The organism is Brevibacillus reuszeri (assembly GCF_002897295.1).
In the GTDB taxonomy this organism is placed as follows: Bacteria; Bacillota; Bacilli; order Brevibacillales; family Brevibacillaceae; genus Brevibacillus; species Brevibacillus reuszeri_A.
In genome coordinates, this window is the sequence record NZ_BEXF01000019.1 from 83,066 (window position 1) to 105,826 (window position 22,761).

General features: G+C 48.9%; 26 protein-coding genes. 22 read left to right on the forward strand and 4 right to left on the reverse strand.

From position 1 onward, the window contains the following. Positions 1–37 precede the first annotated feature (37 nt). The 9 genes from dnaK to C3B52_RS24995 all read left to right on the forward strand — a co-directional run bounded on the left by dnaK (position 38) and on the right by C3B52_RS24995 (position 8,591). On the forward strand, positions 38–1,867 hold the full coding sequence (dnaK, locus tag C3B52_RS24955) for a molecular chaperone DnaK (protein WP_103109096.1): 1,830 nt from the start codon (positions 38–40) through the stop codon (positions 1,865–1,867). Between the two features lie 155 nt (positions 1,868–2,022). After that, positions 2,023–3,150 (forward strand): molecular chaperone DnaJ, encoded by a 1,128-nt coding sequence (dnaJ, locus tag C3B52_RS24960; RefSeq protein ID WP_103109097.1) that lies wholly within the window; start codon positions 2,023–2,025, stop codon positions 3,148–3,150. A gap of 68 nt (positions 3,151–3,218) precedes the next feature. Then, the gene (gene prmA / locus C3B52_RS24965) at positions 3,219–4,160 is read left to right on the forward strand and encodes a 50S ribosomal protein L11 methyltransferase (protein ID WP_103109098.1); all 942 of its coding nucleotides are present in this window, start codon (positions 3,219–3,221) and stop codon (positions 4,158–4,160) included. Positions 4,161–4,178: 18 nt separating this feature from the next. After that, positions 4,179–4,931, forward strand: a complete 753-nt coding sequence (locus C3B52_RS24970) for a 16S rRNA (uracil(1498)-N(3))-methyltransferase (RefSeq protein ID WP_103109099.1) — start codon at positions 4,179–4,181, stop codon at positions 4,929–4,931. Positions 4,932–4,962: 31 nt separating this feature from the next. After that, positions 4,963–6,321: a tRNA (N(6)-L-threonylcarbamoyladenosine(37)-C(2))-methylthiotransferase MtaB gene (gene mtaB, locus C3B52_RS24975; protein WP_103109100.1), complete on the forward strand. Its 1,359-nt coding sequence runs from the start codon at positions 4,963–4,965 to the stop codon at positions 6,319–6,321. Then, entirely contained in the window at positions 6,318–6,746 is a 429-nt protein-coding gene (locus C3B52_RS24980; protein WP_103109101.1) for an NUDIX hydrolase, read from the forward strand. Before mtaB ends, C3B52_RS24980 begins: the two co-directional genes overlap by 4 nt. 3 nt (positions 6,747–6,749) lie before the next feature. Continuing rightward, positions 6,750–7,415, forward strand: a complete 666-nt coding sequence (gene deoC, locus C3B52_RS24985) for a deoxyribose-phosphate aldolase (protein ID WP_103109102.1) — start codon at positions 6,750–6,752, stop codon at positions 7,413–7,415. Between the two features lie 122 nt (positions 7,416–7,537). After that, a complete protein-coding gene (locus C3B52_RS24990) occupies positions 7,538–7,933 on the forward strand; it encodes a CidA/LrgA family protein (RefSeq protein WP_103109103.1) in 396 nt (131 codons plus the stop codon). After that, positions 7,926–8,591: an LrgB family protein gene (locus tag C3B52_RS24995; RefSeq protein WP_103109104.1), complete on the forward strand. Its 666-nt coding sequence runs from the start codon at positions 7,926–7,928 to the stop codon at positions 8,589–8,591. Before C3B52_RS24990 ends, C3B52_RS24995 begins: the two co-directional genes overlap by 8 nt. A gap of 6 nt (positions 8,592–8,597) precedes the next feature. Here C3B52_RS24995 and C3B52_RS25000 read toward each other — a convergent pair whose 3' ends face one another. Then, entirely contained in the window at positions 8,598–9,542 is a 945-nt protein-coding gene (locus C3B52_RS25000) for a Na/Pi cotransporter family protein (protein ID WP_103109105.1), read from the reverse strand. Positions 9,543–9,679: 137 nt separating this feature from the next. Between C3B52_RS25000 and C3B52_RS25005 the strand changes: the two genes are divergently transcribed. Continuing rightward, complete coding sequence (locus C3B52_RS25005) at positions 9,680–10,975, forward strand: class I SAM-dependent rRNA methyltransferase (protein WP_103109106.1); 1,296 nt, start codon at positions 9,680–9,682, stop codon at positions 10,973–10,975. 191 nt (positions 10,976–11,166) lie between these two features. Here C3B52_RS25005 and C3B52_RS25010 read toward each other — a convergent pair whose 3' ends face one another. Continuing rightward, complete coding sequence (locus C3B52_RS25010) at positions 11,167–11,358, reverse strand: DUF4177 domain-containing protein (RefSeq protein WP_103109107.1); 192 nt, start codon at positions 11,356–11,358, stop codon at positions 11,167–11,169. A gap of 71 nt (positions 11,359–11,429) precedes the next feature. After that, positions 11,430–11,924, reverse strand: a complete 495-nt coding sequence (locus C3B52_RS25015; protein WP_103109108.1) for a hypothetical protein — start codon at positions 11,922–11,924, stop codon at positions 11,430–11,432. A 237-nt stretch (positions 11,925–12,161) separates the two neighbouring features. On the opposite strand from C3B52_RS25015, the gene C3B52_RS25020 reads away from it, so the two are divergent. Continuing rightward, on the forward strand, positions 12,162–13,286 hold the full coding sequence (locus C3B52_RS25020) for a D-alanine--D-alanine ligase (RefSeq protein ID WP_103109141.1): 1,125 nt from the start codon (positions 12,162–12,164) through the stop codon (positions 13,284–13,286). Positions 13,287–13,386: 100 nt separating this feature from the next. Then, positions 13,387–13,950: a histidine phosphatase family protein gene (locus C3B52_RS25025; protein WP_103109109.1), complete on the forward strand. Its 564-nt coding sequence runs from the start codon at positions 13,387–13,389 to the stop codon at positions 13,948–13,950. 61 nt (positions 13,951–14,011) lie between these two features. On the opposite strand, the gene C3B52_RS25030 is transcribed toward C3B52_RS25025, so the two are convergent. Continuing rightward, positions 14,012–15,394 carry a UDP-N-acetylmuramoyl-tripeptide--D-alanyl-D-alanine ligase gene (locus C3B52_RS25030; protein WP_103109110.1) on the reverse strand — a complete coding sequence of 461 codons (1,383 nt, stop codon included), beginning with the start codon at positions 15,392–15,394 and terminating at the stop codon, positions 14,012–14,014. 187 nt (positions 15,395–15,581) lie between these two features. Between C3B52_RS25030 and C3B52_RS25035 the strand changes: the two genes are divergently transcribed. The 10 genes from C3B52_RS25035 to C3B52_RS25080 all read left to right on the forward strand — a co-directional run bounded on the left by C3B52_RS25035 (position 15,582) and on the right by C3B52_RS25080 (position 22,756). Beyond that, positions 15,582–15,905, forward strand: coding sequence for a histidine triad nucleotide-binding protein (locus tag C3B52_RS25035; protein WP_103109111.1), 324 nt, complete (start codon positions 15,582–15,584; stop codon positions 15,903–15,905). A 113-nt stretch (positions 15,906–16,018) separates the two neighbouring features. Further along, on the forward strand, positions 16,019–16,192 hold the full coding sequence (gene rpsU / locus C3B52_RS25040; RefSeq protein ID WP_007727630.1) for a 30S ribosomal protein S21: 174 nt from the start codon (positions 16,019–16,021) through the stop codon (positions 16,190–16,192). Between the two features lie 17 nt (positions 16,193–16,209). Next, positions 16,210–16,656 (forward strand): GatB/YqeY domain-containing protein, encoded by a 447-nt coding sequence (locus C3B52_RS25045; protein WP_049738098.1) that lies wholly within the window; start codon positions 16,210–16,212, stop codon positions 16,654–16,656. Positions 16,657–16,832: 176 nt separating this feature from the next. After that, the gene (locus C3B52_RS25050; RefSeq protein ID WP_103109112.1) at positions 16,833–18,176 is read left to right on the forward strand and encodes an NfeD family protein; all 1,344 of its coding nucleotides are present in this window, start codon (positions 16,833–16,835) and stop codon (positions 18,174–18,176) included. 7 nt (positions 18,177–18,183) lie between these two features. Further along, positions 18,184–19,188 (forward strand): flotillin-like protein FloA, encoded by a 1,005-nt coding sequence (gene floA / locus C3B52_RS25055; protein WP_103109113.1) that lies wholly within the window; start codon positions 18,184–18,186, stop codon positions 19,186–19,188. Between the two features lie 11 nt (positions 19,189–19,199). Continuing rightward, positions 19,200–19,703, forward strand: a complete 504-nt coding sequence (locus C3B52_RS25060) for a hypothetical protein (RefSeq protein WP_103109114.1) — start codon at positions 19,200–19,202, stop codon at positions 19,701–19,703. A gap of 150 nt (positions 19,704–19,853) precedes the next feature. Next, positions 19,854–20,051 carry a hypothetical protein gene (locus tag C3B52_RS25065; protein WP_103109115.1) on the forward strand — a complete coding sequence of 66 codons (198 nt, stop codon included), beginning with the start codon at positions 19,854–19,856 and terminating at the stop codon, positions 20,049–20,051. A 157-nt stretch (positions 20,052–20,208) separates the two neighbouring features. Beyond that, a complete protein-coding gene (gene yqfC / locus C3B52_RS25070; protein WP_049738103.1) occupies positions 20,209–20,505 on the forward strand; it encodes a sporulation protein YqfC in 297 nt (98 codons plus the stop codon). Positions 20,506–20,531: 26 nt separating this feature from the next. Then, positions 20,532–21,746 (forward strand): sporulation protein YqfD, encoded by a 1,215-nt coding sequence (gene yqfD, locus C3B52_RS25075; RefSeq protein WP_103109116.1) that lies wholly within the window; start codon positions 20,532–20,534, stop codon positions 21,744–21,746. A gap of 38 nt (positions 21,747–21,784) precedes the next feature. Next, the gene (locus tag C3B52_RS25080; protein ID WP_103109117.1) at positions 21,785–22,756 is read left to right on the forward strand and encodes a PhoH family protein; all 972 of its coding nucleotides are present in this window, start codon (positions 21,785–21,787) and stop codon (positions 22,754–22,756) included. The last annotated feature ends 5 nt before the right edge of the window (positions 22,757–22,761 follow it).

The window sequence follows — 22,761 nt, forward strand, 5'->3', positions numbered from 1 at the left end:
TATAATTTGACAGTGAAGTGTTAGGAGGACATATTGTATGAGTCGCGTAATCGGAATTGACCTTGGAACAACCAACTCTTGTGTAGCCGTAATGGAAGGCGGAGAGCCTGTCGTTATTGCCAACGCAGAAGGTAACCGTACGACCCCATCCGTCGTTGCTTTTAAAAACGGTGAGCGAATTGTCGGGGAAGCAGCAAAGCGTCAAGCAATCACTAACCCGGATAATACCGTAATCTCCATCAAGCGCCACATGGGATCTACTCATAAGGAAACGCTGGAAGGAAATCAATACACGCCAGAGCAGCTTTCTGCAATGATTTTGCAAAAGCTGAAAGCTGACGCTGAGGCTTATCTGGGCCAACCAGTGACGCAGGCAGTGATTACGGTTCCGGCATACTTCAATGACAGCCAGCGCCAAGCAACTAAAGATGCTGGTAAAATCGCTGGTCTGGAAGTACTTCGTATCGTGAACGAACCAACCGCAGCAGCACTAGCATACGGTATGGAGAAAACAGAAGACCAAACTGTCCTCGTATTTGACTTGGGTGGTGGTACCTTCGACGTATCTATTCTTGAATTGTCCGAAGGCTTCTTCGAAGTAAAAGCAACCTCCGGTGACAACAAACTGGGTGGAGACGACTTTGACCAAGTTGTTATGGATTACCTCGTGAGCGAGTTCAAAAAAGAGCATGGCATCGACTTGTCCAAAGATCGCATGGCGCAACAACGTCTGAAAGATGCAGCAGAAAAAGCGAAAAAAGACCTCTCCGGCGTATTGACTACCACCATCTCTCTGCCGTTCATTACAGCAGATGCGACTGGTCCTAAACACTTGGAGATGAACCTGACTCGCGCGAAATTCGAAGAACTGACTGCTGAACTGGTTGAGCGTACAATGGGTCCAACTCGTCAAGCGCTGAAAGATGCTGGACTGACTCCAAGCGAGCTCAACCGCGTAATCCTGGTGGGTGGTTCCACTCGTATTCCAGCGGTACAAGAAGCAATCAAGAAATTCACAGGCAAAGAGCCACATAAAGGTGTTAACCCGGATGAAGTAGTAGCATTGGGTGCTGCTGTTCAAGCAGGCGTACTGACTGGTGATGTAAAAGACGTTGTGCTTCTCGACGTTACTCCACTCTCCCTCGGTATCGAAACATTGGGTGGCGTATTCACCAAGCTGATCGATCGCAACACGACGATCCCAACAAGCAAATCCCAAGTGTTCTCTACTGCAGCTGACAACCAAACATCCGTTGAAATTCACGTGCTGCAAGGTGAGCGTCAAATGGCGAATGACAACAAATCGCTCGGACGCTTTACATTGTCTGATATCCCACCAGCTCCACGCGGCATCCCGCAAATCGAAGTTTCCTTCGATCTTGATGCCAATGGTATCGTGAATGTACGTGCAAAAGACCTGGGTACAGGTAAAGAGCAGCGCATCACGATCACATCCAACTCTGGTCTGTCCGACGAAGAAATCGATCGTATGGTAAAAGAAGCAGAGCTGAATGCTGAAGCTGACAAACAGCGTAAAGAGCAAGTAGAAATTCGCAACGAAGCTGACCAACTCGTGTTCACTACTGAGAAAACACTGAAAGAAGTGGAAGGCAAAATCGATCAAGCAGAGATCGATCGTGCGAATGAAGCAAAAGACAAAGTGAAAAAGGCGCTGGAAGGCGGCGATCTCGAGGAAATCAAGTCTTCGAAGGACGCATTGTCCGAGATCATTCAACAAATTTCTGTGAAGCTGTATGAGCAAGCTGCTCAAGCACAGCAAAACGCGCAAGGCGGAGCAGATGGCCAAGAGCCGAAGAAGGACAATGTAGTGGATGCTGACTATGAAGTGGTAGACGACAAAAAATAAATTCGTTGGAAGCGGTGAGGGAGGGATCATCCCCTCCCTTGCTCTGTACGATGTGACCCATGGAAGTCAAAGTCACTTAACTGCTGACTTTGACTTTTTTTCAAGTCTGTCACATGCTATGATAACAGTTGACTGTCATGGGAGTGATATAGGAGATGAAACGCGATTTTTACGAGGTACTCGGAGTCTCGAAGGAAGCGGACGCTGAGGAAATTAAAAAAGCGTATCGCAAGCTTGCGCGCCAGTACCATCCGGATGTAAATAAAGCCGCTGATGCGGAAGAAAAGTTCAAAGAAGTAAAGGAAGCATATGACGTCCTTTCCGAGCCACAAAAGCGTGCTCAATACGACCGTTTTGGTCATCAAGACCCGAATCAGGGCTTTGGCGGCGGTGGTTTTGATGCCTCTGGAATGGGTGGCTTCGGTGACATTTTTGACATGTTCTTCGGTGGCGGTGGCAGAAGAGGGAATCCAAACGCGCCTCGCAAAGGTGCTGATTTGCAATTCGGTTTGAGCATAGATTTCACAGATGCTGTTTTTGGAAAAGAAACCGATGTGGAAATTCCAAAAGAAGCAGAGTGCGATACATGTCTCGGTTCTGGTGCAAAACCAGGAACGAGTGTGGACACTTGTAAGACATGTAACGGTACAGGTCAACAAGAGGTTGCAGCCAATACGCCGTTTGGCCGTATCGTAAATCGCCGCGTTTGTACGGCTTGTGAAGGAAAAGGGAAGGTTTACAAGGAAAAATGCCCTACCTGCCGTGGAAACGGACGCGTCAAAATACGCCGCAAAATTCACCTCAACATTCCAGCTGGTGTGGATGACGGTGCACAGCTGCGTGTGTCTGGCGAGGGCGAACCAGGAGCAAACGGTGGACCTCCGGGTGATCTGTATGTTGTATTGCGCGTGAAGAGCCATGAGTTTTTCGAGCGTGAAGGCAATGATATTTACTGTGAGGTTCCACTCACCTATGCACAGGCAGCACTTGGGGATGAGATCGAGGTGCCGACGGTCGATGGCCGTGTGAAGCTGAAGATCCCGGCTGGAACGCAGACAGAAACCTTCTTCCGCTTGCGTGGCAAAGGTGTACCTCACCTTCGTGGCAGTGGTCGCGGGGATCAGCACGTAAAAGTACGCTTGATTACACCAACCAAGCTCAGCGACAAACAAAAGGAGCTCCTGCGTGAGCTTGCTGAATTGTCCGGTGAAAAGCCAGGGCAGCATGGCGGGGAAGACGAAAGCTTTTTTGAGAAAATGAAACGGGCATTCCGCGGCGAATAAGTCGCGGATTTTGTCCGATTACTTGATGAAAAGCCCAAATGGGAGCTTATGTGGGGAGTGGTAGATTCGTGAAATGGTCAGAAGTAAGTATCCATACAACAGCGGAGGCTACGGAGGCGGTGTCCAACCTCTTGTATGAAATGGGGGCCAATGGCGTCGTGATCGAAGACCCAGAGGTGCTTTATCGCGAGTGGGATACACCGTTTGGTGAAATCTACCAGCTATCCCCTGATGATTTTCCGGCCGAGGGCGTATTCGTCAAAGCTTACTTGCCCGTAGACAGCAGTGAACTGCTTGATGTGGTAGAAGAGCTGAAGGAGCAATTGGCCCAGCTGACAGAGTACGGTCTGGACATTGGCAAAGCTACCATTGCTGTCAACGATGTTCACGAAGACGAATGGGCCCACGCCTGGAAAAAGTATTACAAGCCAGTGCATGTCTCGGATCGCATGACGATCAAGCCGGTCTGGGAAGAGTATGAGCCGAAAACGCCGGACGAAATCATTATCGAGATGGACCCGGGAATGGCTTTTGGTACCGGAACGCATCCAACGACGATCCTGTGCCTGCGTGCATTGGAAAAGTATTTGGCAAAAGGCGACCGTGTCTATGATGTAGGAACGGGAACAGCCATATTGAGTATTGCGGCAATCAAGCTGGGGGCAGAAAATGTTTTGGCGATGGACCTGGATGAGGTTGCGGTCCGTTCTGCGCAAGCTAATACAGAGCTAAACGGGGTACACGAGCACATCGTTGTGAGACAGAACAATCTTTTGGATGGCATCGAGGAGCAGGTTGAGGTAGTCATTGCCAACATTCTTGCGGAAGTGATCCTGCGCTTTACCGATGATGTTTTCCGGGTGCTGAAGCCTGGAGGGACCTTCATCGCTTCAGGGATCATTGAAGCACGTGCGGCTGACGTAAAAGCAGCACTGACAGCTTCTGGCCTTCAAATCGTGGAAACCATTTTCATCGATGACTGGGTAGCAATTGTAGCGAAAAAACAGTAGAATAGTGAGGTTGGCGAGATGCAACGATATTTTGCCGAGCCACATCTCTGTACCGAACAGGAGATTACCATTATCGGAGACGATGTTCATCATATCGTAAACGTAATGCGGGCTCGCGTCGGCGAAGAAATTCTTGTTTCGGATGGAGCAGGTAAAACGGTAAGAGCCAAGCTTGTCTCTCTTTCTCCAAAAGAAGTAAAGGCGGACGTGGTAGAGGTGCTCGCAGAAGAGCGCGAACTCCCGATTCGTGTAACGATTGGACAAGGGCTGCCAAAAGGCGAGAAGATGGAGTGGATCTTGCAAAAGGGGACGGAACTCGGGGCGTACTCTTTTTTTCCGTTTTCTTCTGAGCGTACCATTGTGAAGCTTGATGCAAAAAAAGAGGCAAAAAAGCTAGAGCGCTGGCGCAAAATTGTTAAAGAAGCAGCAGAACAGTCCCATCGGGCCGTTTTGCCAGAGCTGCTGTCACCTGTTTCTTTTCGAGAAGCACTACAAGCGGCAAAGAGCTACACAAAATGTGCCATCGCTTATGAAAAGGAAGGCAGCACGACTCTTCATCAGGTGCTGGAGGATATGTCTACAGATGATTCCTTGCTCGTCCTCGTTGGACCAGAGGGTGGATTTTCTGCGGACGAGGTAGCCCAAGCGGAGAAAATGGGGTTTCTGACTGTGTCACTCGGTCCACGCATTTTGCGCACCGAAACAGCCAGCCAGTACATTCTGGCCTGCGCATCCTACCAGTTTGAACGAAAAAGCACATTACTTCGCTAGGACCCGAGCAGGAACGAAAGGAGGAATCGCAATGTCTACCGTTGCTTTTCATACATTAGGTTGCAAAGTAAACAGCTATGAGACAGAAGCTATTTGGCAGCTGTTCAAAGCAGACGGCTATGAGAGAGTCGACTTTGAGCAGGATGAGGCAGATGTCTATGTCATTAACACTTGTACCGTTACCAATACAGGTGATAAAAAGAGTCGCCAAGTAATTCGTCGTGCCATTCGCCGAAATCCTGAGGCGATTGTCGCGGTTACAGGCTGCTACGCACAAACCTCACCAAGTGAGATTGCGCAAATTCCGGGAGTCGATATCGTAGTAGGTACGCAAGGCCGCGAAAAGCTGATCGAATATGTGGATCAAATTCGCCAGGAGCGGACACCGATCAATGCCGTTGGAAACATCATGAAAGCTCGTGAGTTTGAGGAGCTGGACGTTCCTAACTTTATGGACCGTACGCGTGCTTCCTTGAAAATCCAGGAAGGCTGCAACAACTTCTGCACATTTTGCATTATTCCGTGGGCGCGTGGCTTGATGCGCTCCCGCAAGCCGGAAAGTGTAATTGAGCAAGCACAGAAGCTGGTAGAGGCAGGCTATTTGGAGATCGTTCTGACAGGGATTCACACTGGCGGATACGGCGAAGACCTGGAAGATTACAACCTCGCCAAGCTTTTGGTAGACCTGCATCAAGTAGAGGGACTAAAGCGCATTCGTATTAGCTCGATCGAAGCCAGCCAGATTACGGATGAAGTGATTGAGGTTATCAACAACTCTGACCGCGTCGTCCGCCATCTGCACGTACCGCTTCAAGCCGGTGATGACGAGGTTTTGAAACGCATGCGCCGCAAGTACACAACGGCTGAATTCTACGAAAAAATGGTCAAGGTTCGTGAAGCGCTGCCAGGCGCAGCTATTACGACAGACGTGATCGTAGGCTTCCCAGGTGAAACAGAAGAGCAGTTTATGAACGGTTACGACTTTATCAAAAAAATCGGTTTCGCTGAGCTGCATGTATTCCCTTACTCTATGCGAACAGGAACACCAGCTGCTCGTATGACCGATCAAATCCCTGAAGAAGAAAAGCATCGTCGTGTAACCCAGTTGCTGGAGCTGAATCAAGAGTTAACCATGAACTACTCCAAGCAATTTGTTGGCGACGTATTGGAAGTCATTCCAGAACGTCCATTTAAGGATGCTCCAGAAAGCGGCCTTTTAATGGGCTATTCCGATAACTATCTCAACGTCATTTTCCAGGGTGATGAGAGCATGATCGGAAAAATCTGCAAGGTACGCCTTGACGAGCCAGGCTCCGAATACTGCAAAGGAACCTTCGTCCGTGTCGTTGAAAACGATATGCTGCCTTATTTGAAGGAGCGGGCTATATGAAGGAGATTTCAGCTGGAGGCGTAGTGTATCGCGAGCAAGATTCTGCGTACATGCTTTTGTTGATCGAAGACCGCTATGGCAAGGTAACGCTCGCAAAAGGCAAGCAAGAGCTCGGAGAGACGATTGAAGAGACTGCACTACGAGAAGTACTGGAAGAGACCGGTGTAGCTGGTCGCCTGGATAAAAAGCTGGATATGATTACGTATGAGTACCATCATCCAGTAACAGGCGAAACCGTGAACAAGGAAGTCCATTATTATTTGGTTGAAGCTTATAACACAGAAATTACCGTGCAGCTGGAAGAAATCAATGATGTGCATTGGCACACGGCTGCCGAGGCGTGGGAGCTTCAGCGCAGCCGGGGATACCGAAACAATGATAATGTTTTCCGCCTTGCCTTCCAACAATTAGGGATTGAGGTGTAATTCATGAAAATGAATAAATATATCGATCACACGCTTTTGAAGCCAGAAGCGACAAAAGCAATGATTGACAAGCTTTGCGCAGAAGCAAAAGAGCACGATTTCGCATCTGTTTGCGTGAACCCTTATTGGGTAAAGCGTTCTGCTGAGCTTTTGGCAGGGACAGATGTAAAAGTATGCACAGTTATTGGCTTCCCTCTGGGAGCATCTACAACGGAAGTAAAAGCGGCAGAAACACGTGATGCGATTAGAAACGGAGCGACAGAGGTAGATATGGTGCTCAACGTGGGTGCCTTGAAGTCCGGTGATTTGGAAACGGTGAAAGCTGACGTTGCGGCTGTGAAGCAAGCAGCTGGGGATGTTCTGCTCAAAGTGATTTTGGAAACAGGTCTTTTGACAGACGATGAAAAAGAAACAGCGTGCAAGCTCTGTGTGGAAGCAGGTGCTGACTACGTGAAAACGTCCACCGGTTTTGGTCCTGGTGGCGCAACAGTAGAAGATATTGCTCTCATGCGCAAGACGGTTGGCGCTGATGTAGGCGTAAAGGCTTCTGGCGGCGTACGTGATGGCGAAGCAGCCTTGGCGATGATCGAAGCAGGTGCGAGCCGGATCGGGACTAGCTCTGGTGTGTCTATAGTCACTGGTGCAAAAACGACAGGAAGCGGATACTAGTAGGGGAGAAAAGCCTGGCCAAGGATAGGCCGGGCTTTTTCCGTGATCAAGGCTTCATTTCGTTTGCTTCAAATATGCAATAGCTTAAGAGAGATAGGAGTTAGGGAAAAGGGGGAACAGCAATGAAGATCATTAGAGGGATCGTGATCTTGCTGGCCTTTTATGGAGCGGGAATCGCTGCGAGCAAATGGCTTCACATCCCTTTGCCAGGAAACCTGACGGGGATGCTGCTATTGACGCTAGGGCTTTGTATGGGCTGGATACGCATGGATTGGGTCGAACAAGCAAGCTCTTTTCTTGTACGACACATGATGCTCTTTTTTGTTCCGATCATTGTTGGTGTTGCCTCGTACATGAATTTGCTTTCCCAAGATCCATGGCCGCTTCTGATAGCGCTTGTTGCAGGTCCGATGCTTGTCATGCTAGTTACCGGTCGAGTGGTTCAGTGGTATTTAAAGCGACAAAGGCAAAAAGAGAAGCCGTCCGTACAACAGGAAGGGAGGGCGCTCGATGCTTAGTCAATTGTTTGCGATTTTAGTTACGCTCGCAGGCTACAGAGGCGCTACGTCGATCTCAGCACGCTTTCCCCGCCTGCAACCCCTGATTGTCGCGGTTGTCCTCGTATGGGTATTGTGGTGGGCTCTCAGTGGCGACTGGGAGGCGTTTTCTGCTGGAGGCCAATGGATCTCGTTTTGGCTCGGTCCTGCTACTGTAGCGTTGGCAGTCCCTTTAGCAAAACAAATCAGAGAGTTCGCGCATATTTGGCGGGGTGTTGTTCTCGGTATTTGTGTTGGCTGCGCAGTAGCGATTTTAACGGTTTATGTGATTCATTGGTGTTTTGGATCAGATGAAGTCCTTCTAAAAAGCATGCTCAGCAAGTCAGTGACTACACCCATCGCGCTGGAGCTTGCGCGCTCAGTAGGTGGAGTCCCCGCATTGGCAGCCTTTTTCACTGCACTGACAGGGATGATCGGGGTTCTCGTCGCCAGGCCAGTGCTCAAATGGGGCGGAATTACGGACGATTGGGCCATCGGGATTGCGGTCGGTACAAGTGCTCATGCGATCGGGACTGCCAGCTTGAACCGGATATCCCCTGTCCAGACGGCTGCCTCCAGTGTTGCAATGATTGTAGCCGGTGTTATCACTTCGCTCTATTTGATTCCATTTACGATGTAGTCCCGCTTATCTGCTGATTTTTCGTTTATCCGGGATGAGCCACTGGATAAAGCGTGCGATGTGCGCAGCAAAAGGCAAGGCGACAAGGGAGCAGACCAAATTAAATATCGTCTGGGAGTGGGCGATCTGCATCGAAGGATTGTCCGTTAAAAAAGCACTCACCAGGGCAAGCTGGGGAAGTATGGGTAAAAAGACGAGTGCTCCTGCGACATTGAATAACGTATGGCACCAGGCGACTTGTTTGGAGGCAATATTGGTTCCAATACTGGCGATGACAGCAGTAAAGCAAGTACCGACGTTGGCGCCAAGTACGATTGCGAGAGCAGTTTCCATCGATAATACATGATGTGTCAACAGCCCCATCGTAATCACGGTAGTTGCCGAACCACTATGAATCAGAGCGGTAAAGACAATCCCAGTGATGAGCCCGACCCATATGGAATGACTGCTTTCCATAAACAGGGAGCGAAATGTTTCGGATTGCTCCAAAGGCTTTGCCATGATCTTCATAGTGTCAATACCGAGGAAAATGAGTCCGAACCCGGCAACAACAAGCCCGATGCAACGGATGTTTCGGCGGGGCATTAACCATAGTGCGACACCTACGAGCAACATAGGAATGGCAAAGGACTCCAGCTTGAGCGCGATTAGCTCGGTGGTAACGGTCGTACCTAAATTCGTACCGAGTATAATTCCGACTGTCTGCGTAAATTGGATCAATCCCGCATTGGTCAGCCCGATAGTCAAAACAGTTACGGCGCTGGAGCTCTGCAAAACAAAGGTGGTCAAAAGTCCAATCCAAAAGCTGTGGACTGGTGTTCGGGTGAAGCGTGACATCCATTCTTCCATTTTCTTGCCTGCGAGATTTTGGAAGCCAGTCCGCATGGCATACATACCGAACAGAAAAAAGCTAAGCCCGAAGGTAAAAGGAGCGAGGATGGAAACGATCACTGCTATGGGTCCTCCTTCTTTACAGGGTCAAAAGAGATACTATAACGCTATGCCTGTACCAGGTCAGGCATGACAATTGCCTGACCAGGTCAGCGAGGAAACGCGTAGGAAAGCCAGATCAGAGGAGGAATAGCAGCATGGCAAAAGTATTGTTGAACCAACATCGTAAAAAGCGATTGGAAACAGGGCACCCATGGATCTTCAAATCAGAGGTGCTGGAAATTCAAGGTGACGTCGTACCAGGTGAAATTGTTGAGGTTGCCAATCATAAAGGGCATTTTCTTGCAAAGGGATATATCAACCCGGCTTCGCAAATGATTGTACGCATCCTCAGCTTCGACCAAAAAGAGACGATCGACTATGATTTTTTTCTGAATAAAATCAGACAAGCAGCCGAGTTTCGTACCCGTTTTGTGGATAACCCTAGAGCGTGCCGCGTCATCTACGGGGAAGCGGACTTTTTGCCAGGACTGATCGTCGATCGCTACGAAGATATTTTGGTTGTCCAGGTTCTTTCACTCGGAATGGAGCAGCGCATTTCTTGGATTCGTGATGCTTTGGTTGAGGTGTTTTCGCCAACGGGGATCTATTTGCGTAATGATGTACCAGTGCGAGAGCTCGAAGGCTTGACGCAAAGCAAAGAGGTGCTCTACGGCGAATGTCCGCGTGAGGTCATGATTGAGGAAAATGGACTCAAATATTTCGTGGATATCGTCGAGGGACAAAAAACAGGCTTTTTCTACGATCAGCGGGAAAACCGCGCCTCGATCGCACCGCTTATGAAGGGCTGGGGCGAAAAACACGGCATTACGCTCTCGAACGTAGAAGTCGAGGGAGAACAGAAGCTGCTTCCTGTCGACAAGCGTGGAAAAGTCGTCAAAAACCCGTTTTGGGACGGAGCAGAGGTACTGGAGTGCTTTACCCATACGGGTTCCTTCACGCTGAACGCGTGCAAGCACGGGGCCAAAAAAGTGACTGCATTGGACATTTCTGAGCATGCGATTGAAACTGCGAAACGCAATATTACACTCAACGGCTTTTTACATCGGGTCGATTTTGTCGTAGCTAATGCTTTTGATTACTTGCGTGAAAATGTAGAGGCAGGGAAAAACTGGGATGTTGTGATTCTGGACCCACCAGCCTTTGCGAAATCTCGCGGAGCAGTAAAAGGGGCGGTCCGTGGCTACAAGGATATTAACCTTCACGGCATGAAGCTGGTTCGACCAGGCGGGTTCCTCGTAACCGCATCTTGCTCCTATCATATGTCCCCTGAGCTGTTTCTGGATACAATTCAGGAGGCCGCTGTGGATGCGAAGAAAATTTTGCGTCTGATTGAATGGCGTGGGGCGGGCAAGGATCATCCCCAGATTAGCGGGGCTGATGAAGCACATTATCTCAAGTTTGCCATTTTTGAAGTACGGGATCGTCGCTAGTTGGATGATAAAAGAGAGCGCCTCATAAAGGGGCGCTCTTTTATCGTATAGGAATTGATAAGCGTGATGCTTATGAATTCCGGAGCGCATGACAAGGTGCCTCAGCGTCCGCATCCGGCATAACTTCGGTAAAACTTTCCGCTAAAACGCGATCGTTCCTCCTTGAGGAGGCCACGATAGAGGTTTTCTTATCATCCTGCTTTAGGTTTTTCAAAGATCAGTTCAAAATAATTGGCCATTCCGTCACCACCAGTGCTTGGGGCAAAAATTTGAACAAGCCGCCAGCCCTCTTCTGCATGCTGGTTCACGATCGCCTGATAATCTTCTTTTGGGCGTCTGCGAAAGGATGACAGCTCCACCCGCACAAATTTATATTCGTACATAAACGTACCCTCCCGAGGAAAATAGTCTCCCTTTCTTATACGGGAATTGTGTCGGAAGGGTTGCAAAACCGTCATTCTGCAAATTGCTTATCGTTCATGACACGATGCACCAGATCGAGCGATTGCTTAATGCCAAGCTCTTTTCCGAGAATAACTTGTCCTTCTGCCGGGGTAGCAGCCCGTACATGACTCAAGGCTTGTAGCTCGTGCGAAATCAAATGCTCAATAAGATATAGCTGTACCTGGCCAATTTCCCGCTCGCTTTTTCGATCTCGTTCGTTGTACTTTGCACGGTCTCGGCTTTCTTCCACGTATTTGTCTATATCGTTTTCCAAAAAACGGGAGGCAGTGCAAATGATTTCACGGTAGTCGTCCGTTTGCGAGGGAATGCTTCGGATCGTATGGCCAAGATGTGCTAGCAAGAACTTGTTCAGCACGATGCTGTTTCGTGTGTACTCGTTGTGCAAAAGGGAATACTCCCCCAAAAAAGACCCGCTTTCTTTGTCAAAGCTGTGCAAGAGTGTGTAAGAAGAGCAATACGAGCAAAACAGTAGATAGTCTCTCATGGACATTCCCCCAACCCAAGTGCTCCATGACAGGAAGTTTATTAGCCATGATATGTTAAAGGAAGTCGTTGGGTGATACTTGTGTCTCTTGTATTTGACGTTTGGTTTGTGTATGCTATATGACGTACTTTAGCCTGATAAAAGAGCATCTGATGGGCTTTTGCATAGCATAGGAGAGGAACCGAAACGGGATAGACGCTTTTGTGTGTCCGTGGAGAGGAAAGGAGCATGGCACAGATGGGAAACGAAAAGATTCGCCTGGGCATTATTTATGGAGGAAAATCCTCGGAACACGAGGTTTCATTGCGCACTGCCATGTCGATTATGAAGGCAGTGGATGCAGATAGATATGAAGTAACCCCGATATACGTTCAGCTGGATGGCTCCTGGGTAAAGGGAGAGGCAGTTTCAGGTCAGTTGCCTGAAAAGATTGAAGCGTTGCGCTTGTCTGCGGGTGAGCCTGCTGAGAATGGTGAGGAGCGCGGACAAAACGTGGTTGCGTCGAGCAGACCCGCTTCTCTTTTTGCCATTGGGCAGCAGGTAGATGTCATTTTTCCGGTTGTTCATGGACCAAATGGAGAGGATGGCACGATTCAGGGGATGCTGGAGCTTGCGAACCTGCCTTACGTGGGAACAGGTGTCATGGCCTCCGCGGTCGGTATGGACAAATGGATGATGAAAACGGTATTTGCCCAAGCCGGATTGCCACAAGTCAAATATGTGGGCTTGCTTCGCTCGCAATGGGAAAGAAATCAAGATGAAGTAATGGACAAAATCGAGCGAGAACTCGGCTATCCGTGCTTCGTGAAGCCAGCCAATATGGGCTCTAGTGTAGGGATCAGCAAAGCAAAAGATCGCAGCGAGCTGGCACATGCACTTGAGGTTGCAGCCAAGTTTGACCGTCGATTGATTATCGAGGAGTTCGTTGTTGCGCGAGAGCTGGAGATAGGTGTCCTCGGTAATGAAGACCTCGTTACCTCTGTCGTAGGTGAGGTCATAGCAGCAAAGGAATTTTATGACTATGAAGCGAAATACAAAGGCGCAGGAACAGAGCTGTCCATCCCTGCAATCATTCCAAACCGAGTAGCTGACCAAATTGCAGAGGTTGCCAAGACGGCTTTTCACGCATTGGATGGCTCAGGGCTTTCACGGGTTGACTTTTTCTGGGATGAGAAAAACGATCAGCTCTACATCAATGAAGTGAATACGATGCCAGGCTTTACACCGTTCAGCATGTATCCGATGCTGTTCCAGGCTGCTGGAGTGAGCTACAGTGAGCTGATTGACCGCTTGGTGCAACTGGCGCTTGAGCGTCACGCAGATAAACAACGCAACATCGTGGATGCAGAGGAATTGGATTAGTATACAAAGAACGCAAAAGAAAGAAGGATGCCCTGTGCTGGCATCCTTTTTTGCTATAGTAGTTTATATGTTTCCACTTGAGTGAACAGGAGTGATGTGGATGTTGACACATGTTTATATGGTACGCCATGCAGAATCCCCGTTTTCACCAGGTCAGGAGGAAATCCGCGGCTTATCCGAGAGAGGGTGGGAAGATGCGAAGCGAGTAGCTGAACGGTTAAAGCCTGAGCAAATCGATGTGTTCATCTCCAGTAATTACGCACGGGCACTGCAAACAATCGAGGAGGCAGCCCGCCAACAGAGCCAAGCTATCATCATGGAGCCCAGATTTCGCGAACGCGAGTTGGCCTCGTGGGACTACCGGTTTGCTGACTTCGAACAAGGGATTAAGCAGGTTTTTGACAATCCGAGCTTTGCCTATCCGGGTGGAGAATCCAATGAGGTGGCTCAGGAACGAGGTATAGCAGCACTAAAGGATGTGTTTCATCATCATCGTGGGAAAAAGATTGTCATCGGCACACACGGCAACATCATGACGATTATGATGAATCATTATGACAAGCAGTATGATTTTGCTTTCTGGAAAAAGACAACCATGCCCGATATATATAAGCTGAGCTTTGACGAGGATACGCTCGTGAGCGTCAAGCGCTTGTGGGAGTGATTTTCCAGACTATAAAAAGACGCCGTCTCCACCATATTGGAAGAGCGGCGTCTCGTGCTTATTACGCATGATCCTCTAAATCAGTCAGCATCGTCCATAGCTCCATGCCGCGAGAGGCCTTGAACAAAAAGGCGTGGCTGGCATCCCGGAGCGGAAGAAGTACGGTCAAAGCGTCTGCTTTTGTAAGGAAGTGCTGCTTGGGTCCTTTGTAGGCATCATGGATGCAGCGACTTTCATCACCGATGGTCACCAGCAGCGCGAAGCGATCAGCAAGATCATTGATGTTGGTCCCTACCTGTGCGTGCAAGGCTTTGCTATCTGGTCCCATTTCAAACATGTCACCGAGCACAAGAACCTTTTTTCGATCGGAGAACAGCTCTGCGAATGTACGAATCGCAGCTTCCATTGTCGTCGGACTGGCATTGTATGCATCGCTTATGTAAATCGAGCCGTGGCGTGAGTCGACCTGTTCAAAGCGCATCGCAGATAGCTTGATGGTCGCCAGTGCATCCACGATTTGCTGAGTGCTCATCCCCAAGCGTTTGCCGATCGCTACAGCCGGTAACGAGTTGAGCACACTATGCTTTCCATACAAAGGGATAAAAGCAGTGGTGCGTTCACCAGTAGGGAAGCATATATCAAACTGCGTGCCGGCTTCCACAGTTGTAATGTGCTCTGCCCATAAATCAGCTGGCTCTGTTATGGAGTAATACATGATCTCACCAGAATACAGATGAGCAACCATCTGCAAATATTCCGAGTCCTTGTTTAAAAGAACGAGTCCATCAGGAGCGGTATGCGGGAGCAGCTCTGCCTTGGCGAGAGCAATTTTTTCTCTGGTGCCAAAAAACTCGAGATGGGATTCACCAATATAAGTAATGACACTGATATTCGGTTTTGTGAGAGAAGCGATGAGGTCGATTTCTCCCGCATGATTCATTCCCAGCTCCAGCACAGCTGCTTCGTGCTGCTCCTCGATCTGCAAGAGGGACAAGGGGACCCCGAGATTGTTGTTTAGGTTTTTGTATGTCTTGTAGACAGGAGTCTGGCTTTCCAGAACGTGAGCTGCGATATCCTTAACAGTCGTTTTACCGATGCTCCCTGTAATTGCGATAAAAGGGAACGAAAAATCTTTACGATAGGCAGCAGCGAGCTTTTGAAAAGCACGCTCTGTGTCGTTAACCAGAATCAGACCAAAGTCCTTTGGTAGCTCGGCAGGAATTTTTTCCTGGTTGGAAATAATCGCAGCGGTTGCGCCTTGTTCAACGGCTTGCAAAAGAAAATCATGTCCATCACGAACACCGCCCGTTAACGCCACAAACAAAGACCCCGACGTCAGCTGTCTTGTATCAAAGTGAACGGATGACAAGACAAGATCCGGCGAACCAGTAAGTATCAGTCCCTCTGCTCGTTTCGCTGCCAAATCCAGTGCAATAGGTTTCATGTCCACGGACTCCTTTTTTCTTCGGTTTCGATTCAACCTCGAAGTCATGCTACCACGCACTTTGTACCGTCGCAAGACAAAAGTGGAGCGAGAAGGATTGCTTTTCATCGAGATTGTCCGCTATCATTGTACTATCTTTGCATACATAACAGGTCAGACTTGATATATCAATGGAAGGAGCATATTCATGGAAAAAAGCATTTTCACCAGAATCATGGAGGGTGAAATCCCTGCAAAAGTAGAATATGAAGACGAGCAGGTCATCGTCATTCACGATATCGCACCGAAAGCTCGTGTTCACTTGTTGATTATCCCGCGTAAGCCGATTGCGACGTTGATGGATGTGACGCCAGAAGATTTACCTTTGATAGGCCATATTCATCAGGTAGCCCAAACTCTCGCGAAAAAGCTTGAATTGCCGGGATTTCGCCTGATTAACAACTGTGGCAAAGAAGGCGGACAAGAAGTTTTTCATATTCATTATCACTTTTTGGCAGGCTTTACCGAATAAAAATGAACTAAAGGTTGACCTTCGTTGGGTCTGTATCCTATAATGAAGTGTGACAGTCTGTTCGTACGATCGACTCAGGCGTCCCACGGTTTTAGCGGAGGGAGGGAAGACAAATGGCAGAAATTCGAGTCAAGAAAAACGAGTCTTTGGATAGCGCACTTCGCCGCTTCAAGCGTGAAAGCGCAAAATCCGGGGTGATGGCAGAACTGCGTAAACGTCGTCACTTTGAGAAGCCAAGCATTAAGCGCAAGAAGAAATCCGAAGCAGCTCGTAAACGTAAGTTTTAATTGACGGAGGGCTCATCATGAGTGTAATGGAGCGACTCGATCAAGATATGAAGCAAGCAATGAAGGACAGAGCTGTTCTAAAACTCTCTGTTATTCGCATGGTGAAAGCCGCGTTAAAGAATGAAGAGATTAACAAAGGCAGACTTTTGTCTGAAGACGAAGTGCTGACCATCTTGACTCGTGAGTTAAAACAACGCCGTGAATCCCTCCATGAATTTGAGAAGGCAGGCCGCGTGGAACTTGCCTCGAAATCGCGCGAAGAGATCGACGTGCTCTCCGCCTACTTACCCGCTCAGCTTAGCGAAGATGAAATTCGTGATATCGTTCGGGAAGGTATCGCAGCGACAAATGCCTCCTCCAAAAAGGAGATGGGCAAAGTAATGGGTGCGATCATGCCGAAAGTGAAAGGCAGAGCAGACGGAAACCTCGTGCAAAAGATTGTATCTGAGGAACTACCATCGTAGACGAGTAACACCTCATATAGATACGAACAGAGAAACTCAACCCGATGAAGGTTGGGTTTCTCTTTTTTTCTGGAATTTTGTCGAGATGCTGTAAAAAAATGAAACAAATTTCCCCCACCTTCGTATACCCTATTAGGCATTCGTTGAATCTGATAGGAGGAAAGGAGGGAATAGCGATGAGTTCAACATGGCCAACCGTCCGCCGCGTACGTTTGCTGATCTCAATTCTGTGCCTGATGATGGGAATGACGATGTTTGTAACTGCCCCAGCCACAACTGCTCAGTCTTACCAAAAGGCAGTCTGGATTCCGGTCGATAATACGATCGAGCGCGGCTTGGAGAGCTTTTTGCGTCGAGCCTTTACAGATGCAGAAAAGATGCAGGCAGATCTCGTCATCTTGCATATCAATACACCGGGTGGTGAAGTTGGAGCTGCCGAAAATATAGGGCAGTTGATTCGGCAATCCCCGATGCATACGGTTGCTTACATCGACAATCAGGCATTCTCGGCAGGGACATATATCGCCCTAAATGCAAATGAGATCGTGATGACCCCGGGCAGTACCATAGGGGCAGCTACTCCGATTGATATGGCAGGAAATGCTGCAGATATCAAGTTTATCTCCGGCTGGAGTGAGCAAATGAAGGCTGCTGCCAAGCTCAATAATCGCAATCCAGATGTTGCGCGAGCGATGGTAGAGATAGAGAACGAATTCCCGGGACTCAAACCAAAAGGAACAGTGTTGTCTCTCGACGCTCACAGGGCAAAGGAATTAGGCTATGCAGATCAAGTTGTTACCGGTAAGGATCAACTATTGGCCCACTTAGGTGTTAATGCAGATTCACTCGAAACGATTGAACCGACAGGCGGGGAAAAGGTCGCGCGATGGGTTACGAGTCCAGTAGTCATGAGCTTGCTTTTGGTCGTTGGATTGGTCGGAATCGTAGTGGAGCTGTTCGCGCCTGGATTTGGAGTTGCAGGGACGATTTCGCTAGTGTCGTTTGGCCTGTATTTCTTCGGACATTATCTGGCTGGTTTTGCGAACTGGCTGCATATCGGACTGTTCGTTATTGGTATCTTACTAATGATTCTCGAAATTTTTCTCCCGGGTGGCATTGTCGGGGCAATCGGCTTTATCAGTATCGTTACCGGCTTGGTGATGGCAGCCTATGACACCAAGCAAGGGCTTGCTTCGCTTGGCGTAGCTGCACTGATTACAGCGATTGTGACATTCCTGCTCATAAAGCGATACGGCATCAAGGGCTTGTTTAGCAAGTTTATCTTAGGTGACGCGCAGCGCAACGAGGAAGGATATGTCGCACCACGTGATCAGCGTGAGCTCTTAGGAAAAACGGGTATTACGCTTACTCCACTGCGCCCTGCTGGTGTAGTAAAGGTGGAGGGCAATCGCGTAGATGCCGTATCTGTTGGAGGTTTTATTGCGGCAGGAACAACGGTTGCCGTCGTGCAGGTAGAAGGCACGCGCGTAGTCGTTGCGGAACAAGAACAAAAGGAGTGATTGATTGATGTTGGAAAGTGGCTTGATACCTCTCATATTTATGGTGGCAGTAGCTATTGTCGCCCTCTCGATTTTCTTCTCATTCGTTCCAGTGATGCTCTGGATTTCCGCGCTGGCATCAGGCGTGAACATCGGAATCATTACACTGGTTGCGATGCGTCTGCGTCGCGTCGTTCCATCCCGGATCGTCAACCCGCTGATTAAGGCTCGCAAAGCGGGACTTCAGCTTGATACGAACCAGCTTGAGAGTCACTACCTCGCTGGTGGTAACGTCGACCGGGTAGTAGATGCATTGGTTGCTGCTCAACGTGCAGACATTCCACTTGGCTTTGAACGTGCCGCAGCGATTGACCTCGCAGGTCGTGACGTGCTGCAAGCGGTTCAGATGAGTGTAAACCCAAAAGTAATTGAAACACCAGTCGTAGCGGCAATGGCGAAAGACGGAATTGAGCTGCGTACAAAAGCAAAAGTAACCGTGCGTGCAAACATCGACCGTTTAGTCGGTGGTGCGGGTGAAGAAACCATCATCGCACGTGTAGGGGAAGGGATTGTCTCTACGATTGGTTCGTCCAATAGCCATAAAGACGTCTTGGAAAATCCTGACTCCATTTCGAAAACAGTATTGAACAAAGGTCTGGATGCAGGAACAGCGTTCGAAATTCTTTCCATTGATATTGCAGACGTGGATGTAGGTAAAAACATTGGTGCGCAGCTGCAAACCGATCAAGCAGAAGCCGACAAACGAATCGCTCAAGCGAAAGCGGAAGAGCGTCGCGCGATGGCGGTTGCAACCGAACAAGAGATGAAAGCGCGCGTACAGGAAATGAAAGCGAAAGTTGTGGAGGCCGAAGCACAAGTACCGTTGGCATTGGCAGAGGCATTGACATCTGGAAAAATGGGTGTAATGGATTACTACAACATGCAAAATATCGCGGCGGATACCCAAATGCGTCAAACCTTCGGGCATACAGGTGACAAACAAGATCCTGTAGCACCAGACGACAAGGAATAAGGGTAGCCTTTATGGATGATCTCCTAGATCTTGTCTTTGACCTGATAGGTTGGATATTGCCGCTGATTGGCAAGTTCTGGTTTGTGATTTTAGCGTATTTGGGCTATAAGATGTTTGGTAAGACTGGCAAGAAAATGACACAGGGCAAGATGCCACGCACGCTCACGCCTGTGAATGATCCTACGAGCTTTGAGGTGACACGTCCGTCAGAGGATGCTGAAGAGCGTAAGCCTGTGCGTGCCTCCGCTAAGTATGAGCCGATTGAACCCGAATCCATGGAAGGCGTAGGGGTCGAGCAGGAATGGGCATTTACGGAGCCTACTCGGGCTTCTGCTGGGCCTTCTCTGCGAGTGGGAAGCGCTTCTGAACAGATGGTTTTATCTGAAGCCAAACGAACTGAGTCGAATCCACTTGATGTTGATCCTCGCGAAGGCATGAAGTGGGCGCTCATTTTCGGAGAGCCTCGTTCCAAAGCGCCGTATGTTTCCCCGGCTTCACGTAAAAAAAATGCATAACGTAGGAGAGAAACAGGTGGACTTTCGTTCATCTGTTTTTTCTTTTGTCGAAACTTAGCGAATCTCTTGTCTTGTTTCTGGTACAGCTGTTTACTATCCTGATAATATAGAAAATTCTACCAACAATGGGTGAAGGGTAGTGGACGTATATTGAATCAGCAACTATATGAACAAATGGGGCGTTTCCGTCAAAAGGTGATTCGTCTTGTCGTCCTCGAAAATAAATCGATTTATGAGACGGCGATTGCTTGCGGTTGTTCAGCAGACAAAGTGAGACGGGTCATGAAAAAATGGAAGGCACTTTCAAAATACAACAACTCAGCATCGACTGAGGTCATAGAGAAATGAGGATAACCCTTGCCGCTTATACGTAAGCGTCAGGGGTCTTTTTTTGGAGTAATGCCTTTTTAATCCGTCGCATACGCATAGGTAAGAATGGTTTTGCCAGCGAAGACGAATGTAAAAGATACCAGGCGCCATGCGCCGATAGAAGGGGGGCTTATCCATGAAGCGTTGGAGCCGCCGTCTGCGCCAACTGGCTGGAGGGGTGCTGGATCTGCCGCAAGATGTGGTCCTGGAAGTCCCGCGTATTACCATGATTGGTCATTTGCAAATGTACATAGAGAACCACCGGGGAGTCCTCCACTTTAGTGAAAAAGAGCTGCGCTTGCTGCTCACGAATGGGCAAATGATTGTCTCCGGTGAACAATTGGTCATCAGGGCGATCTTGCCGGAGGAAGTGCTCTTGGAAGGAAGAATTGGCGGAGTAAAATTTCTGGAAACCGGGCCTCAAGGCTCCTAAAACTGGGGAAGGTGGGAATCACACAAATGCGAAATGGTCTAAGAGAATGGGTGGACGGACATATTACGATCACAGTGCGCGGAAAACGATTTGAACGCTTGCTGAATATGGCTGTGCGTGACGGCATCCGGATTTGGAACATTCGCAGGGTTGGCTTGGAGGTGAGCCGCTGCGACATTCTAATACGGGATTATTTCCGTTTGCGTCCGCTATTAAAAGAGACAGGCTGTCGCAGCCATGTAGAGCGTCGGGATGGATTGCCCTTTTGGCTGCTTCGTTTGCGCAGACGTTCTGGACTGGCCATCGGTGCTGCTCTTTTTTTCATCGGATTGTACATGCTCTCTACGTTTGTGTGGAGTGTTGAAGTCAGTGGTACGAAAATGCTCGACCCTCAAAGGGTCATTCGAGCTGCGGCACAGATTGGGATTAAAGAAGGGGCTTGGAAGGTCAAACTAAAGGAACCACTACTTTTGCAAAAAGAGCTCATGAGCCTGCTGCCGGAAACGACCTGGATCGGAATTGAAATGAGTGGCACGAAGGTCAAGCTGCAGGTTGTGGAGAAAGATGAGCCAACCCTCCCCCTTCCTTCGGGACCCCGTCATCTCGTGGCAAAAAAACGGGCAGTCATACACAAGATCCTGCCAGAGGTAGGGCGCAGTCAAGTGACGAACAATCAGGTGGTCGAAAAGGGGCAGGTCCTGATCTCCGGAATTATCGGGAATGAGACACGTCAGCAGGCAGTGTCAGCGCGCGGGAAAGTACAGGGGGAAGTGTGGTATATTAGCAATACTTCTGTTCCGCTGAACCAGACACACTACCAGCTCACTGGCGAGAAGCTGCAGCAGCAATATTTGCTGGTCGGCCCCTATGCCGTTCAACTTTGGCCCTTTAAAAAGCAATCCTTTGCTCTTGCGGAAAGCTCTGAAGAACGTTTTGTTCCCTCTTACGCTGGCTTTATCTCACCACTCGGATGGAAGACGGTTACGCAGCTTGAAACAGAGCCGATTTCCAAACAAATGACGGTAGAGGAAGCGACTGAGCTAGCGAAAAAATTCGCCAGAGAGGATATCTTGCAAAAGGCAGGAGCAGATGCGTTCATTCAGGACGAAAAAGTTTTGCACGTCACATCAGAGAATGGTAAAGTTTACGTAAGCATTCATTTTTCCGTCATTGAAGATATTGCCGTTGAACAACCTCTAGTGGGACTACCCCAAGCACCAGCGAATAACGGCAATCCATGACGAATTGCTGATAACCGTTGCAAGGAGATGGAAGCCTGTTGCACGTACAAGATGAGGTAAGAATCCCGTTTTCAGACGCATCTGAGGCCTTGCTGTTGTTTGGACCGCATGACGCGTACTTGAAGCTGATTGAGGAAAAGTACTCCGCCAAAATCATGACCCGAGAAGGCGAACTGGTGATTAGTGGGGACAAACCAGAAGTAGACCTGCTCACCGAGCTCATTATGATTCTGCTCCAGTTGATTCGCAGAGGAATTGCTCTGTCTGAGCGTGATATTTCTTATGCGATCATGCTGATCGACCGGGGCGAAGCGGCAGCGCTTTTGGATGTGTATGACGAAGAGGTTGCCCGCACCCAGCGAGGCAAGCTGATTCGTGCAAAGACATTAGGGCAGCGACATTACCTGTCCGCGATCAAAAAGCACGATATCGTTTTTGGAATCGGGCCTGCGGGAACAGGGAAAACGTATTTGGCGGTCGTTACGGCAGTAGTCGCTCTGAAAAGCGGACGAGTCAAGCGGATCGTTCTCACCAGACCGGCGGTAGAAGCAGGGGAGAGCCTCGGTTTTTTACCAGGGGATTTGCAGGAAAAAGTAGATCCATACCTTCGTCCACTCTACGATGCCTTGTACGACATGCTTGGCAATGAACAGGTGGCCAAAATGATGGAGCGTGGCCTGATTGAGGTGGCTCCGCTTGCCTATATGCGCGGTCGCACACTCGAGGATTCCTTTGTCATTTTGGACGAAGCGCAAAATACCACTCCGGAGCAAATGAAGATGTTTTTGACTCGTCTTGGATTCGGCTCAAAAATGGTCATTACCGGAGATGTCACCCAGGTCGATTTGCCCAAAGGCAAGAAGTCTGGTTTGCGAGAAGCTGAGCGCATCTTAAACAAGATTACCGATGTTGCCTTCATCCATTTCCAAGAAGGGGACGTAGTGCGCCACAGCCTTGTACAAAAAATCATTTCTGCATATGCCAAAGAAGAAGCCAACCACGGGTATTGATAAAT